At 63.4% G+C, this 17,581-nt stretch carries 15 protein-coding genes; 4 read left to right on the forward strand and 11 right to left on the reverse strand.

Annotation, left to right across the window (positions count from 1 at the left end; all coding sequences use genetic code 11):
• Positions 1-372: 372 nt before the first annotated feature.
• Positions 373-576 (reverse strand): hypothetical protein, encoded by a 204-nt coding sequence (locus AACX88_RS17025; protein WP_339394055.1) that lies wholly within the window; start codon positions 574-576, stop codon positions 373-375.
• A gap of 258 nt (positions 577-834) precedes the next feature.
• Here AACX88_RS17025 and AACX88_RS17030 point away from each other — a divergent pair, with 258 nt between their 5' ends.
• Positions 835-1,683, forward strand: coding sequence for a formate/nitrite transporter family protein (locus AACX88_RS17030; RefSeq protein WP_339394056.1), 849 nt, complete (start codon positions 835-837; stop codon positions 1,681-1,683).
• Positions 1,684-1,706: 23 nt separating this feature from the next.
• Here the strand turns inward: AACX88_RS17030 and AACX88_RS17035 are convergent, their stop codons facing one another.
• The 3 genes from AACX88_RS17035 to tyrS all read right to left on the reverse strand — a co-directional run bounded on the left by AACX88_RS17035 (position 1,707) and on the right by tyrS (position 4,341).
• Complete coding sequence (locus AACX88_RS17035) at positions 1,707-2,108, reverse strand: YccF domain-containing protein (protein WP_339394058.1); 402 nt, start codon at positions 2,106-2,108, stop codon at positions 1,707-1,709.
• A 198-nt stretch (positions 2,109-2,306) separates the two neighbouring features.
• Positions 2,307-3,011 carry a hypothetical protein gene (locus AACX88_RS17040; protein WP_339394059.1) on the reverse strand — a complete coding sequence of 235 codons (705 nt, stop codon included), beginning with the start codon at positions 3,009-3,011 and terminating at the stop codon, positions 2,307-2,309.
• 43 nt (positions 3,012-3,054) lie between these two features.
• Positions 3,055-4,341: a tyrosine--tRNA ligase gene (gene tyrS / locus AACX88_RS17045; RefSeq protein ID WP_339394060.1), complete on the reverse strand. Its 1,287-nt coding sequence runs from the start codon at positions 4,339-4,341 to the stop codon at positions 3,055-3,057.
• Between the two features lie 410 nt (positions 4,342-4,751).
• Here tyrS and AACX88_RS17050 point away from each other — a divergent pair, with 410 nt between their 5' ends.
• Positions 4,752-5,897, forward strand: coding sequence for a CHAT domain-containing protein (locus AACX88_RS17050; protein ID WP_339394061.1), 1,146 nt, complete (start codon positions 4,752-4,754; stop codon positions 5,895-5,897).
• Between the two features lie 78 nt (positions 5,898-5,975).
• On the opposite strand, the gene argH is transcribed toward AACX88_RS17050, so the two are convergent.
• From argH to argC, 7 genes are all read right to left on the reverse strand, one after another.
• The gene (argH, locus tag AACX88_RS17055; protein ID WP_339394062.1) at positions 5,976-7,397 is read right to left on the reverse strand and encodes an argininosuccinate lyase; all 1,422 of its coding nucleotides are present in this window, start codon (positions 7,395-7,397) and stop codon (positions 5,976-5,978) included.
• 268 nt (positions 7,398-7,665) lie between these two features.
• Positions 7,666-8,199, reverse strand: a complete 534-nt coding sequence (locus tag AACX88_RS17060; RefSeq protein ID WP_339394063.1) for an arginine repressor — start codon at positions 8,197-8,199, stop codon at positions 7,666-7,668.
• Entirely contained in the window at positions 8,196-9,119 is a 924-nt protein-coding gene (gene argF, locus AACX88_RS17065) for an ornithine carbamoyltransferase (protein ID WP_339394064.1), read from the reverse strand. The genes AACX88_RS17060 and argF overlap by 4 nt, the downstream gene beginning before the upstream one ends.
• An 11-nt stretch (positions 9,120-9,130) precedes the next feature.
• Entirely contained in the window at positions 9,131-10,345 is a 1,215-nt protein-coding gene (locus AACX88_RS17070) for an acetylornithine transaminase (RefSeq protein ID WP_339394065.1), read from the reverse strand.
• Complete coding sequence (gene argB, locus AACX88_RS17075; protein WP_339394066.1) at positions 10,338-11,402, reverse strand: acetylglutamate kinase; 1,065 nt, start codon at positions 11,400-11,402, stop codon at positions 10,338-10,340. The genes AACX88_RS17070 and argB overlap by 8 nt, the downstream gene beginning before the upstream one ends.
• Positions 11,399-12,574: a bifunctional glutamate N-acetyltransferase/amino-acid acetyltransferase ArgJ gene (gene argJ, locus AACX88_RS17080; RefSeq protein WP_339394067.1), complete on the reverse strand. Its 1,176-nt coding sequence runs from the start codon at positions 12,572-12,574 to the stop codon at positions 11,399-11,401. The genes argB and argJ overlap by 4 nt, the downstream gene beginning before the upstream one ends.
• Positions 12,571-13,680, reverse strand: coding sequence for an N-acetyl-gamma-glutamyl-phosphate reductase (gene argC / locus AACX88_RS17085; protein ID WP_339394068.1), 1,110 nt, complete (start codon positions 13,678-13,680; stop codon positions 12,571-12,573). Before argC ends, argJ begins: the two co-directional genes overlap by 4 nt.
• A gap of 44 nt (positions 13,681-13,724) precedes the next feature.
• On the opposite strand from argC, the gene AACX88_RS17090 reads away from it, so the two are divergent.
• Entirely contained in the window at positions 13,725-14,699 is a 975-nt protein-coding gene (locus tag AACX88_RS17090; RefSeq protein ID WP_339394069.1) for a quinone oxidoreductase family protein, read from the forward strand.
• 251 nt (positions 14,700-14,950) lie between these two features.
• Positions 14,951-17,503, forward strand: coding sequence for an N-6 DNA methylase (locus AACX88_RS17095; RefSeq protein WP_339394070.1), 2,553 nt, complete (start codon positions 14,951-14,953; stop codon positions 17,501-17,503).
• Positions 17,504-17,581: the final 78 nt, after the last annotated feature.

Genomic DNA, 17,581 nt, shown 5'->3' on the forward strand with positions numbered 1-17,581 from the left:
GTTCAAACAAACACGCTATTGGATTCTCAAACCACAAACACACACCCACACCACACACAACCAGAAGCCATGCACTCGGTGGGGGCATCCACAGGATTGCGTTCACCCGAACCACACTCCCGGAAACATCCCCGTACAAACAGTGTTTGTGCTGGTGACACCCGGTGGAAACACCCCTTTGTCGTGGTGTTCCCGGTGAGGCGAACGAGATATAACTCTAGACCACCCGAACCCCCACACGCAACCCGGAAGGCGAAAATCGGCCTGTGACAACGGTCACCGCTGTAGTCATGCGGGATCTGGGCTCTCAGTCGCCCTGATCCGGGGACCGGCTGCAGGCTGCTTCACACACCCGGTCCCCGGGGCTGGGGCTCAGTCGTCCGCCTCGGCGCCGGTCGTTGTGTAGTACCCGTACCCCAGCAGACTCACCGCGATGGCGGCAATGATGCTCGGCCGAGCCAGCACTTCGTACGCAGTGCCGATCCATGCTCCTTGGGCGAAGATCAGTCCGGCGAGCTGAGTGATCACGATGACGAACGCAAGGATGAGTATGGGTATGACGTAGGAGACGACCAACGGGATGAAGGTCCTCTCCGGTTGCGCTTCGGTGAGTCCGGACGCAACGAAGATCGAGCCCGACGCTGGAGGCGCTGCTCCAGGCCAGCCGGCGGATCACCTCTCAGATGTGAAGCACGCCAGGCCTGCGCGCATCAGCACAACCGCAGAGCCGGCAGGGCATGTACCGTCACAACCGGAGTCGGCGCCCTCTCGTCGGCAAGGATTCCTGACCACACAATCCGACAGCGCGCCTTGTTCTGACTATAGACTGGCCGCATGACCCAGAAGGATCAGCGCGAACGACTCGGCAAGAGCGATCTCGATCTTGAAGACGGGCTTGTCGAAGAGGCGTCAGCAACCGTCACCGAAGGTGCTGCGCGCCTCAATCGGAAACTGCCCGAGCTCATCGTCACGGGGATCTTCGGCGGAATCGATGTCGGCCTGGGGATCTTGGCGATGATCCTCGTCAAGCAGGCCACCGGCTCGGATATCCTCGCCGGCATGGCCTTCGGCATCGGCCTGCTCGCACTCAAACTCGCCCACTCCGAACTGTTCACCGAAGAGTTCCTCCTGCCGCTCAACGCCGTTCTCGCAGGGCAAGCGAACTGGCTGCAGGTGGTGCGGCTGTGGGTGATCAGCCTGGCGACCATCCTAGTGGGCGGAGCGGCGTTCGCCTGGCTGATCGTGCTCGGCCTGCCCGACTATCACGCGGTGCTCGTCGACACGGCCCTCGGCTACATGGATCAGCCCTCACTCGGGGTGATGATCGGGCTCTCCCTTCTCGCGGGAGCCACGATCACCCTGGCCACGCGCATGCAACAGGGGGCGACGAATCAGGTGGTCACTGCGATCGTCTGCATGGTCACAGGGCTGCTCGTCATCGGATTCGGCATGCTGCACGGGGCGATCAACGCGATCATGATCTTCGCGGCCATGTTCGCCGGTGCCGACATCTCCGTCCTGCAGTTCCTGCAGTGGTTCGTCATCGTCATCGTCTTCAACATGCTCGGCGGACTGCTCGTCATCGCACTTCCGAGGGTGATGAGGACCTACCGGGTGCTCAGGGCAGTGCGTCGAGGGGAGATCTCGCTCGAAGAGCTGCAGGAGCAGGCTTCTCAGGATTGAGTACCGGGCGGCTCAGGCGTTCGTCACCGCTGTTGGTACCTGGGCAGAACGGTGTTGCTGTCGACGATCTCCTTGCCGAGAGGCATGAGCGAGACGGGGATGAGCTTGAGGTTCGCCCACCCGAGCGGGATGCCGATGATCGAGAGGAACAGCGGGATCGACGTGACGACATGCCCGATCGCCAGCCACACCCCGGCGACGATGAGCCAGATGATGTTGCCCAAGGTCGCCCCGATGCCGGCACTACGTGTTTCGACCACTTCGCGACCGAACGGCCAGAGCGCGTAGTTGCCGATCCGGAAGGACGCGATGCCCCACGGGATCGTGACGATGAGGATGCAGCAGATGATTCCGGCGATGTAGTACCCGATGGCCAGCCAGAGACCGGAGAAGATCAGCCAGATGATGTTGAGCAGAGTCTTCATGGAACAGGTCTCCTAGGTCTTCGGGTTCACGTCAGAGGATCAGTCGCGGTTGGCACTGGTCTCAGTGACATCCCACGTGAGGCTACTCTCCCATCGTCGGTCACCTGGGACGGGCTCGGCAACTGAGGAAGTCCGCATTTGTGCGCGGAGGTTCCCCGCGCACTCAGGTCGGAAGGACATTCCCGGCTCCGAAAGGACCTACCGACGGTCCCCGTCAGAAGTCGAGCCACCGCTGTCCGCGCTTCTCCACCTTCCATCGGCCGCCTCGGCGCCGTAACCCGCAGTCCGCGGTCGCACGGTCGTGAGCACGATGACGAGCGACGCAGCCATTCCGACGAACAGTACGGCCCCTCCCCACCCGGCCTCGGAGTCCGTCGAGCCGGAGGCCACGAGCGAGAGGAGCACCGGGACGACCGACCCGACGAGTCCGAGCCACACGATGATGCGCGCGAACCTCACCTGATTCCGGCTCACCCGACCGATGACGGCCCAAGGAAAGACGACGACCAGGAGGAGCACGATGATCAAGTTGAGCCCGAGGAATCCGGCGATGAACAAGGCTTGGACCCCGGGCGAATCCGTGTCGGGGCGCTCGGCACCGACGAGGATCGAGAGTGCGGACCCGGCGATCGAGACCACCGACCACGCCTGATCGGCGGTGTCGCCATCGCGGTCGGTGTACATGGGCAGCACCGCGCCCGCGACGAGCACAGCCGCAGTGAACAGGCAGAAGATCGCGACCATGACGCGTTCGAGACTGTGGATGCGACGGCGAAGGTCGGCCACCTCGGCGAGGAGATCATCACTACCGTCACCCGACCCCGGGAAACGCTCCGGGAAACGACCGACGCCGTGCGGCGAGGAGTCTCGCTGCACGGCGTCGTCGTTGTTTATGGGACTCATCGGTCCGCGTTCATCCGGGTGCGGCTCAGGTTCACAATCAAACTCAGCCGACGATGTCGACGGCTCCCAGTGTCTTCTTGCCACGGCGGAGCAGTACGACTCCCCCGCCGGCGGTCTCGAGGACGTCGTCGCTGGTCAGGGTCTGGTCTTCACCGGAGACCTTGACGTTGTTGACGTAGGCGCCGCCGTCCTTGATGGCGCGGCGGGCCTCGCCCTTGGACTTGACGATGCCGGAGGCGACGAAGGCATCGGCGACGGGCACGCCCTCACCGAGCGACGCCGCGGGAACCTCGCCGCGGGGCAGTTCGGCCGTGGCCGCGCCGAGGGTCGCTGGGTCGAGAGCGCTGAGCTCGCCGCCGCCGAAGAGCGCGGCAGCCGCGGCGATCGCCTGATCGTACTGGTCGCGTCCGTGGACGAGGGTGGTGACATCCTCGGCGAGGACCTTCTGCGCCAGACGCGTGTGCGGGGCGGCTTCGAACTCGGCGCCAATCGCTTCGAGCTCCTCGAGCGGGCGGAACGAGAAGACCTTGAGGTACTTCATGACGTCGCGGTCGTCGGCGTTGAGCCAGAACTGGCTGAACGCATACGGGCTGGTCAGCGAGGCGTCGAGCCACACGGTGCCCGATTCGGTCTTGCCGAACTTCGTGCCGTCGGCCTTCGTGATGAGCGGGGTCGCCAGCGCGTGGACGTTGGCGGCCTCGACGCGGCGGATGAGGTCGACGCCCGAGGTGAGGTTGCCCCACTGGTCGGATCCGCCGGTCTGCAGGGTGCAGCCGTAGCGGCGGTAGAGCTCGAGGTAGTCGTTGCCCTGGAGCACCTGGTAGGAGAACTCGGTGAAGGACAGGCCGGACTCGTTCTTCAGGCGCGCGGACACGGATTCCTTTGCGAGCATCCGGTTGACCGGGAAGTGCTTGCCGATGTCGCGGAGGAAGTCGATCGCGGAGATCTCCGAGGTCCAGTCGTAGTTGTTGACGACCTGGGCGGCGTTCGGGCCGGTGAAGTCGAGGAACCGTTCGACCTGGGCACGGATCTTGCCGACCCATTCCTCGACGATCTCGCGCGGGTTGAGGGTCCGCTCCCCCGACATCCGCGGGTCGCCGATGAGGCCGGTGGCCCCGCCGACGAGGGCGAGCGGATTGTGCCCGGCCTGCTGGAGGCGCGAGGCCGTGATGAGCTGGACGAGGTTGCCCATGTGCAGGCTCGGCGCGGTCGGATCGAAACCGACGTAATAGGTCAGCGACTCCTGATCCAGAGCTGTCTGGAGCACGGTCTCGTCGGTCGACACCGCCACGAGCCCGCGGGCTTTGAGGTCACTGAATACGTCGGTCACTTCGGTCCTTTCGAAACTGTGTGGACTTGCCGGCGTCGGGCCGGCCCTCCCAATTCTACGGCGTACACGGGCGCGGGCTGTTCCCGTCCGTGGTGAGTCCTCGCTCGCCGAGGTGGGGCTCGCCGAGGTGGTCGGACGTGGCGTATAGGAGCGGTGCCCCGCGATTACAGACTTTGATCACTCATCTTCTATATACCGAGCGGGTTCACGAGGTGAGCTGCCCCAATACGAGTCGGCACTGACTCTACCCGGTTAACACGACTGCAAGAGGGAACAGTCACCCGATAGCGACTCTGGGTACGGACCTAACAGTCCCCGGACATGGAAGTGGCGACATGTCATGTCAGTGCCGACTAGAACGATGAATGTGAGCCGGAATCTACCGGAAAATCGAGAGTAGGAGAATCATCGTGGCTCGCACTGAAACGCTTCGGCGAGAGATTGCCTCGCTGGACAACAAAATTGGCACGTTGAAGAAGGATCTGGGAAAGCAAATGGATGCCGCAACCAGGGCATCGACGGCCGCGAGCCGGAAACAGTCCGAGGCAAGCCGGACTACTTCAAATTCCACACGCCGCATGGCTGAAAGCGCGGCTGAACGCGAAGCGAAGAAGGCAGCGCTTGCGACGAAGAAGGAAGGCGAGATCCGAGCCAAGATTGCGGACGCCGAACGATCGTTAAGTCAGAAACACTCGTCGTTGGCATCAGCGGAACGCGACGAGCAGCGGGCCAGGGATCGTGAGGCGGCATCGCGAGCGGCCAAGGAGCGATCCGCTCAGCAAGCCAGGGACCGCGAGACAAAGAAGCGACAGAGTCAGGAGAAGGCTCACGCTCGGGAAGTTGCCAGACTTTCACAGCTTCCTCCTCAAATCCGCTATGTGACCGTGCAACCGCCCAGTCCTGAACGGCTGAGGGTCCTATACTTGACGGCTAACCCGCACGCTGTCGAAACGACATTAGAGCATCCTGACGGAACATCCGAGACTAGCGGAACGTGGCTGCGGGTGGATCGGGAGGTTCGAGCAGTTAGGCAGGAACTCAAAGCATCGCGATGGCGCGATCTCGTGGAAGTCGAACACCTTCCAGCTGCAACTTCACAAGACCTCACGAGCGGGCTCAATTATTATCGGCCGCACGTTGTGCACTTCTCCGGTCATGCTTCGAGCTTGGGATTACTGTTCGAGAACGAAGAGGGGTCGCAGGATGGTAGTGACGTCACGTTCGATCTACTGGCTCGCATACTTGACGCTACAGACGAGCCGCCCCGTTTGGTAGTGCTGAATGCATGCGAGAGCTTTGCGGGTGCGGAAAGTTTGCTTCGGACAGTGCCTACAGCCATCGGTATGTCGGCGTCCATCACAGATTTGGCGGCAATAACTTTCGCGGCAAAGTTCTATGCAGCCATTGCGTCTGCTCAATCAGTAGCCACCGCGATCGAACAGGCCAAAATCGCAATGCTAAACGCTTCGCTCGTAAGCGATTCGAAGCTGCCACAGGTCCTCGCGCGAGATGATGTTGAACTCGCAAGTCTGAAGCTGGTTAAGCCCTCTCAATGACACGGCAATACACTCTCCCTGTGCTTGGAGCATCGGCTCCAGCATGTTCAGTGCCAAGCCAAGTATCTCGGGTCTCCCTCACACGCTCCGGGGCGACTCCGCGAACTCGCGCAGGCGGGCCACCTCGGCGCGAGCGCTCTTCAACTGCACGGCCACGGCCGACCGCGCGGTCCCGCCTTTCGCGTCACGCGAGTCGATCGAGCCGAGCGTCGTGAGCACTTCCCGCACCTCGGGGGTGAGGTGCTCGGAGATTCCGGCGTAGTCCTCATCGGTGAGATCCCACAGCTCGACGTCGCGGGACTCGGCGAGCTGAACGGCTGCACCCGAGAGCTCATGGGCGACACGGAAGGGCACACCTCGGCGGACGAGCCACTCGGCGATGTCGGTGGCGAGCGCGAAACCGCGCGGGGCGAGATACGCCATGCGCTCGGTGTCGAACCTCAGCGTCGCGATCATCCCGGTGAACGCAGGCAGCAGGAGTTCGAGCGTGTCGGTCGCATCGAAGACCGGCTCCTTGTCCTCCTGCAGGTCACGGTTGTACGCGAGCGGCAGGGCCTTGAGGGTCGCTAGCAGTCCGGTGAGATCGCCGATGAGGCGACCGGCCTTTCCGCGGGTGAGCTCGGCGACGTCGGGGTTCTTCTTCTGCGGCATGATCGACGACCCGGTCGAATACGCGTCGTGGAGGGTGACGAACGAGAACTCCTTCGTCGCCCATGCGATGACCTCCTCGCTCAGCCGCGAGAGGTCGATGCCGATCATCGCGGTGATGAAGAGGTATTCAGCGAACACGTCACGCGAGGCGGTGCCGTCGATCGAGTTCTCCACCGAGTCGGCGAACCCGAGGTCGGCGGCCACTGCCTGCGGATCGAGCCCGAGCGAGGATCCGGCGAGCGCACCCGACCCGTACGCGGAGACCCCAGCACGGTCATCGAAGTCGGCGAGCCGTTCGACGTCGCGCAGCAGCGGCCACGCATGGGCGAGGAGATGATGGGCGAGGAGCACCGGCTGCGCATGCTGGAGGTGAGTGCGCCCGGGCATCGGCGCCTCAGGATGCTCCTCGGCCTGCGCGATGAGGACGTCGACAGCGTCGAGGACGAGGCCTGCGATCTCACGGGCGTGATCGCGCAGATACATCCGTCCCATCGTCGCGATCTGGTCGTTGCGCGACCGGCCTGCCCGCAGCTTCCCGCCGAGCTCAGGCCCGGCGATCTCGATGAGCCCCCGCTCGAGGGAGGAGTGGACGTCCTCGTCGGATTCGGCCGCAACGTACTCCCCCGCCTCGACCCGGCGACCGAGTTCGTCGAGTGCTGCGAGCATCTCCTCAAGCTCGTCGTCTGTGAGCAGACCCGCCCGGTTGAGGACGGCGGCGTGCGCCTTCGACCCGGCGATGTCGTAGTGGGCCAGGCGCCAGTCGAAGTCGGTCGACTTGCTCAGCGCGGCCAGCGCATCGGCCGGCCCATCGGAGAAGCGTCCGCCCCACAGGCTCAGTCGTTCACTCACTTCTCGTCCTTTCGTGCCGTCTCCCGGCCGTTCGTCCGCATCCCGCCTGGGATCGGTCATTGTCAGTCATTGTCTCATCGCCGCCGAGGCGGTGTTTGGCGCGTTCGTCCGCTCGTTCCACGCGAGGCCCGGATTCCGCGTCGCGGGCGACGCGGATTTCCGGTGCCGCGTTGATCGGGCCAAGGTACGCGTGGATCGAGACCAGCGGGACGCGCCAACCGTGGATCGACGCGCTCTTCAGCCCGTCATCCGCGCCTCGCCCGTCCCCTCACCCGTCCCCGACCCCACCGGCCGCCAATTCGAGGAACGTCTCAGCGAGCGCCTGCCCGCCGACAGCGGCGTCGGCGATGACGAGCACCGTGTCGTCTCCGGCGATCGTGCCGAAGATCCCCGACATCGACGACCGGTCGATCGCCGAGGCGAGATACTGCGCGGCCCCCGGCGGGGTGCGCAGCACGACCATGGAGTCCTGCGCGGCCGCGGAGACGAGCAGCTCCTCGAGCAGCCGCGGCAGCTTCGCATCGAGGCTGTCCCCCGTCGACTGCTGGAGGCTGCGGTCACCGCCCTCACCGGGGACGGCGTACACGGATCCCAAGGTCGACCGGATCTTCACGGCCCCCACCTCGGCGAGGTCACGCGACAGCGTCGCCTGGGTCACGGAGATCCCGAGCGTCGCGAGCTCATCGGCGAGTTCGATCTGCGAGTGCACGGACCGGCGGGTGATGAGATCGATGATCTTCTGCTGCCGGGCCGTCTTCGTCAGCGGCGCTGCGCCGGCCTGAGGAACGCTGTTCTCGCTCATCGCGATTCCAGGAGGAACGTGAGCAGGGCCTTCTGCGCGTGGAGGCGGTTCTCGGCTTCGTCGAAGACCGCCGAGGCGGGGCCGTCGATGACCTCGGCCGTGACCTCTTTGCCCCGGTAGGCGGGCAGGCAGTGGAGGAACATCGCGTCGTTGCCTGAATTCATGAGCTCCTGCGTCACCTGGTACTTGACGAACGGGGACGCGTCGTCGTCGCGGCCGGCTGAGTCCTGACCCATCGACACCCACGTGTCGGTGATGAGGACATCGGCGCCGAAGGCGGCTGCGACGGGGTCGTCGGTGACCGTGAGCGATCCGCCGGTCGTCGAAGCCAACTGATTCGCCTCGGCGACGATCGCCTCGTCGGGCTGGTGGTCGGCGGGGGCGGCGATGCGCACGTGCATGCCGGCGTTGACGCCGCCGAGCGCGTACGAGTTCGCCATGTTGTTCGCCCCGTCGCCGAAGTAGCTCATCGTCAGCCCCGCCAGTGTCCCGCGGTGTTCGCGGATCGTGAGCAGGTCGGCCAGGATCTGGCACGGGTGGAAGTCGTCGGAGAGCGCGTTGATGACCGGCACGGTCGAGTGCGCGGCCATCTCCTCAAGCCCCGTCTGGGCGTAGGTGCGCCAGATGATCGCCGAGACCATCCGGCTCATCACCTGCGCGGTGTCGGCGATGGACTCCTTGTGCCCGAGCTGCGCCTCACCGGGGTTGATGATGAGCGGCTGCCCGCCGAGGGCCGCGATGCCGGCGGCGAACGACACGCGGGTGCGGGTCGAAGTCTTGTCGAAGATCACCGCGGCCGTCTGCGGTCCCGCGAGCGGGGTGCGCGAGTAGGGGGCGGCTTTGAGCTCGGCGGCGAGGTCGAGGACCTCGGTGAGTTCGGCGGGGCTGAGGTCGGTGTCCTTGAGGAAATGGCGGGTCATCGTGGTCCTAGTCAATCGTGTGTGAGGAGGTCGGGCAGGGCGGTGAGGAACGGGGCGATCTCCTCGTGCGTGATGGTCAGCGGCGGGGCGAGGCGCAGGCGTTCGGGGGTGACGGGGTTGACGATGAATCCCGCCTCGAGCGCCCGGGCGGCGACGGCCTTCGCATCGGGACTGTCCCCGGCGAGTTCGACCCCAAGGAGGAGTCCCTGCCCGGTGACGCCGGCGACACCGGGAACACCCGCAAGTTCGGTTCTCAGCTGTTCGCCGAGGCGGCCCGCACGATCGAGGAGTCCCTCGGTCTCGATCGTCGTGAGGACGGCGAGCGCGGCGGCGCACGCGATGGGGTTGCCGCCGAAGGTCGTGCCGTGCTGACCGGCCGAGAGCAGGCCGGTGTTCTCGGTGCCGACGGTGATCGTCGCCCCGATGGGCATGCCGCCGCCGAGGCCCTTCGCCGAGGTGATGATGTCGGGGACAACGCCTTCGCCGATCGCGGGATCCTGGTGGGCGAACCAGGTCCCCGTCCGCCCGATGCCCGACTGCACCTCGTCGAGGATGAGCAGGGCACCGGCAGCAGAGGTCAGCTCGCGGGCCGCACGGAGGTATCCGGCGGGGTGGGTGCGGACGCCGACCTCACCCTGGATGGGTTCGATGAACACGGCCGCGGTCGTGTCATTGATCGCGGCGGCGAGCGCATCGACGTCACCGTAGGGCACGTGGACGACGCCGGGCACCCCGGGGGCGAAGGGCTCACGGTACGCGGCCTTCGCGGTGAGCGACAGGGCGCCCATCGTCCGGCCGTGGAAGGCGCCGTCGACGGCGATGATGATCGGGCGTCCCCCACCGCCGGCGCGGCGGGCCATCTTCAGGGCGGCTTCGTTCGCCTCGGCGCCGGAGTTCGAGAGGAACACGGCGGAGCCTTCGGGCAGGTCGAGGATCTCGTGGATCTTCTCAGCCAGCGCGATCTGCGGGGGCGAGGTGAAGAAGTTCGAGATGTGGCCCAGCGTCGCGGCCTGCTCGGACACCGCCTTCACCCATGCGGGGTGGCAGTGGCCGAGCGCGTTGACTGCGATCCCGGCGAGCAGGTCGAGGTACTGCTTCCCATCGGCATCCCACACGTAGGAGCCGCGACCGCGGACGATGTCGAGCTGGGGTGTCCCGAAGACGGGTGAGAGGACGCGGGAGAAGTCATCGCGCCAGGTGGCAGTGCCGGTCGTCGCCTCACTCATTGTTCGCCTCCGCGAATTCGTCAACACCGCCGGAAGCGCTCCCGGCAGCTCCGCCGGCAGCCCGGCCAGAGCCCTCGTCCTCGGTCTCGTCGGTGTGCCCGCGGTGCCCATCGCCGAGCGGGGCGGGTTCGACGACGGTGTCCTCGACCATCGTGCCGATGCCCTCGGACGTGAACACCTCGAGGAGGAGCGAGTGCGCCATCCGGCCGTCGATGATGTGGGCCTGCTGCACTCCGTTTTCGATCGCCTCGAGGGCCGCGGTCATCTTCGGGATCATCCCCGCGTCGAGTCTCGGCAGCAGGGCGCGCAGCCGGTCGGGTCCGATGCGGGAGATGAGCGAGGACGTGTCGGGCCAGTTCGCGTAGAGACCGGGGACGTCGGTGAGCATGATGAGCTTCTGCGCCTTGAGCGCCTTCGCGACGGCCGAGGCGGCAAGGTCGGCGTTGATGTTGAGCGGTTTCCCGGCCTGCCCGCCGATCTCCGCGGCGATCGAGCAGATGACGGGCACCCGCCCGGCGTCGAGGAGTTCGGTGAGGACGGTGGTGTTGACCTCGGCGATCTCGCCCACCCGGCCGAGGTCGACGGTCTGTCCGTCCACCTCGGCGACGCTCTTGTGGGCGAGCAGGAGGTCGGCGTCCTCACCGGAGAGCCCGATCGCGGCGTTGCCGTTCATGTTGATGCGGGAGACGATGTCGCGGTTGACCTGCCCGGCGAGCACCATGCGGATGACCTCGGCGGCTTCCTCGCTCGTCACCCGCTGGCCGGCCCTGAATTCGGATTCGATGCCGAGCCTTCCGAGCATCGCCGAGATCTGTGGTCCCCCGCCGTGGACGACGACGGGGCGAATGCCGGCGAAGCGGAGGAAGGCGATGTCGTCGGCGAAGGACTGCTGGAGTTCCGGGGAGATCATCGCGTTGCCGCCGTACTTGATGACGATCGTGGCCCCGGCGAAGGTCTTGATCCACGGCAGCGCCTCGGTCAGCGCTTCGGCCTTGACCTGGGCGGCGGCGAGGCGGGCGGCGGTGGATTTCGTGGAGAAGTCGGGCTGAGTGCTCATGTGGAGTAGGCGCTGTTCTCTTCGACGTAATCGTGGGTGAGGTCCGAGGTCCAGACGGTGGCCGTCGCGTCCCCGGCGTGGAGGTCGATGACGACGTCGACCTCGCGTCCGAAGACCACCTCGGCGGGGTCGGCGTACGGACCGGAGGCCCGGCACACCTCGACGCCGTTGATGGTGACGTCGATGGTCGTCGGGTCGAACTCCGCCGAGGTGGTCCCCACCTGGGCGACGACGCGACCCCAGTTGGGGTCCTCCCCGAAGATCGCGGCCTTGAAGAGGTTCGACCGGCCCACGGACCGGGAGACGGTGAGCGCGTCATCCTCCGAGGCGGCGTTACGGGTAGTGATGGCGATGTCGTGGTGGGCGCCTTCGGCGTCAATGTGGAGTTGGCGCATGAGGTCGTGGCAGACCTCGCCGAGGAGGTCCCCGAATTCGCCCTCGTCGACCGTCGTGTCCGCGGCGCCGGAGCTCATGAGGATGACGGTGTCGTTCGTCGACATGCACCCGTCGGTGTCGAGGCGGTCGAAGGTGGTGCGGGTGGCTGCGCGCAGGGCTGTGTCGAGGACGGGCGGGTCGAGGGGTGCGTCGGTGGTGATGACGACGAGCATCGTCGCCAGGCCGGGGGCGAGCATGCCCGCGCCTTTGGCCATGCCGCCGATCGTGTATCCGGTGCCCTCGCGGGTTGCGGTCTTCGCGACGGTGTCGGTGGTCATGATCGCCTCGGCGGCGTCCGCTCCCCCGGTGACGGAGTCGTCGGCTGCGGCGACGAGCTCGGGAAGATGGTCGAGGATCCCAGCCCGGAACTCCTCACCGCCGACGCCGATGAGGCCGGTCGAGCAGATGAGAACCTCGTCGGCCTGGGTGGGGATGCCGGCGTCGGTGAGGAGGGTCGCGGTGTTTTCGGCAGTGAGCTGTGTGGTCGCGAATCCGAAGTCGCCGGTGTAGCAGTTAGCGCCTCCGGAGTTGAGGACGACGGCGCGAGCGTGGCCGGTGGCCGAGACCTGCTTCGACCAGATGACGGGGTTGGCTTGGCACCGGTTCGACGTGTAGACGGCGGCCACGGCGGTGCTCGGTCCCTGGTTGACGACGAGGGCGAGGTCTTTCTTGCCGCTGGGTTTGAGGCCGGCGGTGAGTCCGGCTGCGGTGAAGCCGAGGGGTGCGGTCACGCTCATGGGGCGACTCCTTCGAGCGGCAGGGCGGTGGTCTCGTCGAGACCGAGGGCGAGATGGATGGATTGGAGGGCTTGGCCGGCGGTGCCGCGGACGAGGTTGTCCAGGGCCACAACGACGAGGACCTTCTCAGCACGGGAGTCATAGGTCACCTGGATCTGGGCGACGTTCGATCCGGTCGTCGCCGAGGTGCGCGGCCATTGGCCCTCGGGCAGGACGCGGACGAAGGGTTCGTCGGCGTAGGTCGCGGTGAGGGCTGCGGTCAGGGCGTTGGTGAGTGCTTCGGCGTCGATGCTGCCGTCGGCGGTGCGCGGGGCGTTCTCCCCCGGGTCGGCGGTGAGGGTGGCGAGGATGCCGCGGGACATGGGGACGAGTGTCGGGGTGAAGGAGATGCGGACGGGACCGTCGGCGGGGTCCGCGCCGAAGACGCCGTTGAGGTTCTGTTCGATCTCGGGGACGTGGCGGTGGGTGCCGCCGGTGCCGTACGGGGAGGCGTCACCGAGAACCTCGGCTGCGATGAGGTGGGGTTTGAGCGCTTTGCCGGCTCCGGAGACGCCGTTAGCGAGGACTGCGTTGAGCCCCTTCGGAGCGGCGAGGCCCGCGGCGAGCAACGGTGCGAGGCCCAAAGTCACGGCGGTGACGTTGCACCCGGGCACGGCGATGCGGGTGGTCTCGCTCAGCTGGGTGCGCTGTTTAGTCCCGTCGGCGAGGAGGAGTTCGGGCAGACCGTAGGTCCATGTGCCCTGGTGGGGTGAGCCGTAGAAGGTCTCCCACGCTGCGGGACTGATCAGGCGGTGGTCGGCGGCAAGGTCTACGATCAGGGTATCGGGGCTGGTCTCGGCCAGTTCCCGGGCGATCGCCCCGGACTTGCCGTGGGGCAGGGCGAGGATGACGACATCGTGGCCGGCGAGCACCTCGGCGGTGGAATCGGCGATGACGAAGTCCGCGTACCGGGGAAGGTGGGGCTGGTGCCTGCCGAGCTTCTCGCCCACGCTGGAGTGACCGCACACGGTGGTGACGGTGAGGTGGGGGTGGGTGCTCAGCAGTCGGAGGACCTCTCCCCCGGCATAGCCGGTGGCGCCGGAGACGGCGACCGTCAGATCGTTCATATGAATAACCATACAGCATCATTAAATTATATGCAGGAGGCGTGATGACCCAGGCGGTTCGAGCAATGCAGGCCGGTGGACCCGAGGTGCTGGAGTTCGCGGAGATCGAGACACCGAGTCCGGGGCCGGGTGAGGTGCTCGTCGACGTCGAGGCGGCGGGCGTGAATTTCATCGATACGTATCGGCGTTCGGGGGTCTATCCGATGGACTATCCGCATGTCGTCGGGGTCGAGGGCACGGGTCGGATCGCCGAGGTGGGTGAGGGTGTCGAGAGCTACCGGGTCGGTGATCGGGTGGCGTGGCATGAGGGTCCGGGGTCGTATGCGACGCAGGTCGTCGTGGCGACGGACAATCTGCTCGCGGTGCCGGAGGGTGTGAGCGCCGAGGTGGCTGCGGCGATGCCGTTGCAGGGGCTGACGGCGCAGTATCTGGCGACGACCTCGCATGCGATCAAGCCGGGTGATACGGCACTCGTTCACGCCGGTGCCGGTGGTGTCGGGCTTGTGCTCACGCAGATCATCAAGCATCTGGGTGGCAATGTCATCTCGACGGTGAGCACCGAGGAGAAAGCGGAGCTTGCTCGGCAGGCTGGGGCCGATGAGGTGTTCCTCTACGGTCCGGGTGTCGATGTCGCCGCGACCGTGCGGGAGCTGACGGACGGCGAGGGCGTCGAGGTCGCCTATGACGGGGTCGGCAAGGACACGTTCGATGCGTCGCTGGCATCAATCAAGCCGTTGGGGTCGATGGTGCTCTTCGGCGGGGCATCGGGTCAGGTCCCGCCGTTCGACATTCAGAGGCTGAACTCTTCGGGCGGGATCTTCCTCTCGCGTCCGTCGCTCGTATGGATGGTCGCGACTCCCGAGGCACTGGCGAAGCGGTGGGCGATGGTCTCGAGCGGCGTCGAGAAGGGCTGGCTCGACTTCAGGATCGGTGAGACATTCCCACTGGCCGAGGCTGCCGACGCGCACCGGGCGCTCGAGGGACGGAAGACGACCGGAAAGGTTGTGCTGAGGGCGTGATCTGCGATAAGAGTTACTCCAACATCCACGGATGGACCACCGCCAGCCCTACTGGCTAGCAATTGAGGGCCAGCTTTGGCTCCCTTACGAGCGCACGAGCGTAGTACAGTAACCAAATGAGCAATGCCAATTCATTTTTTTCGAGCAACAAGCTCGACTAATACCACATACAGCAAGTCGCCGGGAGCTACTAGTTCAACACCACAAGACGAATAGCGAAACCGCAAAACACGAAGCACAAAGGACTACCCGTGAGTATTGACGAATCACTAATGAAACGGCTTTCCGATCCTGGCGCCACCGCCCGCACCGAGGCAGACATCCAATCCGACATCAAATTGCTTCTAACCACAGGCGAATTTAACGTCGATACTCCTCGACTCGAGGAACAAGTCGGAGACGGCTCGAAAAGACGGATCGACATCGCCGCTGGCGCAACAGTAATCGAAGTAAAGAAAAAGCTAACCACACCGGAAGCTAACGTCGAACATATAGCTCAACTCGCAGGCTACGTCAAAACGCGAATGCAACAAGAACAAACACGATACAATGGAATTCTCACCGACGGAAGATACTGGTGGCTTTTCGAAACATCACCTTCGAAAGATAAATTCGAACTCCGGTCATCTTTTGAACTTAGCAGCGAAACTCATCGTCTCCAACTAGTCGAATGGCTGCAGGCGGTTCTGGCTACGAGAACGAATCTAAAGCCAACGCAATATAATATTGAGAATCTCCTCGGCTCAACGTCACCAGCCTACAGTCAAGACGCCGCTTATCTAACATCACTTTACGAAAAAGTACGACACCATCCAACTGTTCGCCTGAAGCGAAAGCTTTGGGCACGCCTACTTCGCAGTGCCCTAGGAACCGGCTTTGTGGATGACGAGAATTTATTCATAGACCATACGCTATTGGTCATAGAAGCTTCCGCAATTGGCCACGCAGTCATGGGACTGGACGTCATTGATCTAATCAATAATCCGCAAGGCCTCCTCGACGGAAACAAATTCCGTCAGGCTGGAATATATAACGTAATAGAGCCCGGATTTTTTGATTGGATTCTCGCAGCCGAAGACGGCGAGCGCTTTCTAGCCCATACGGTACGCCGGATCGCAATGTTTGAATGGGTTGAAATAGAACATGATGCATTAAAGGTTCTCTATGAATCAATCATTAATGCAGACATCCGAAAGGGAATGGGTGAGTACTACACTCCAGACTGGCTTGCCCAAGGAATTACCCGCAAGGTCGTTAACGCCCCACTCTCGGAACGGATCCTCGATCCTGCATGCGGCTCCGGAACATTCTTGTTTCAGGCTATCCGAAAAGTCACCAGCGAAGCCGAATTAGCAGGCTGGACTTCCTCAACGATAGTCGAGCATATCCAGTCCCACGTTTTTGGCCTCGATATACACCCGGTTTCGGTGATGCTGGCAAGAGTGACATATTTGCTTGCACTCGGTAAGCACCTACAAGACCGAGAAGACCTCTGGGTGCCTGTCCATTTAGGCGACTCGATGCAGTGGTACCAACCCGACAATCACGATGAGAACGTAGTCAGAATCGACACCGAAGGTCCCGATCTCTCTTCCGCAGAACATACCACTCTCTTCTCAATCGCTCGAACGCTCGTGTTTCCGCTTACCTCGTTCGATGATACTGACACCTTCGACCAACTAGTTAGCGCAATGACGAATCGCGCTAAAGAATACACAGACAAGGAACTACCGCGACCAAAGATTGAACCAATCTTAAAACGCTTCGGCATTACCAGATATCATGACTCCTTCGCCACGCTATCCGATACGTTCAACCTACTCTGCGATCTAAACGCGGAGGGGAAGGATTCAATCTGGGGCTTTTATGTACGTAATCAAGTCCGCCCGCTTTGGCTTTCAATGCCAGGCCGGAAGGTGGACGTACTATTAGGAAATCCACCATGGGTTGCATACCGCTACATGACGCCAGACCTTCAATCTAAATACAAAGCATTCGCCGAAAAGTATCGGATTTGGGAGGGAGGCAATGTGGCCCCGCAACAAGACCTTGTCGCCCTTTTCGCTGCCAGGGCCATAGACAAGTATCTGAATGACGACGGAACTTTCGGATTCGTAACTCCCTACTCGGTTTTGAGTAGAAGGGCATATGACGGATTCCGCCGAGGAAAATGGGGGCTTCATCTACGTGCCCACTTCACCGAGTTATGGGATCTCCACGAGCTCAAACCCAACAACTTCTTCCCTGTTCCGGCAGCGGCAGTATTCGGCACCAGAAGCGAGAAAGCACTAGCAGACTCACCAGAACCACCTCATGGTTTTCCGGGAACGAAAATCGTCTATTCAGGTAAGTTCGTAAATCTCGACTGGGAAACTACAAAACAAAGTGCTATAGTCACCGAGCAACCGAATGTCTCTATTGGAAAGGACACAGTCGCAAGCTCACCATACAACGAAATAGTAGTGAATGGCGCCACGATCTTCCCCAAAGTTCTCACATTTATTCGAGAGGTCAACCAACCCAATTCGAAGCTAGGTCAAAGAGCCGGGATGACCGCGCTCGAGAGTCTGCCGAGCGTGCACAAGCCGTGGAGATCTATACCCCCACTAACCGCCACTCTACCAAATGAGTATATATTTGAGGTCCATCAAGGATCCACAATACTTCCGTTTCGTTCGTTACCCCCTTCAAAGGCGGTGCTTCCGATTTTGGATCAATCTTTGCTAACAGAGAATCAAATTGATTCAGGTGACGAGGGTGGTGTCATAGCGTCGAAGCAACACTCCCGGTCGGCGGGGGTCTGATCGGTGGAGTGTGCAGATGGCGCGGGTGGGGTTGTCGTTCAGCGACAGGTCGGAGATCTCGGCGGCCTCGAAAGCGGG

Source organism: Brevibacterium metallidurans (assembly GCF_037101285.1).
Taxonomy (GTDB): Bacteria; Actinomycetota; Actinomycetes; order Actinomycetales; family Brevibacteriaceae; genus Brevibacterium; species Brevibacterium metallidurans.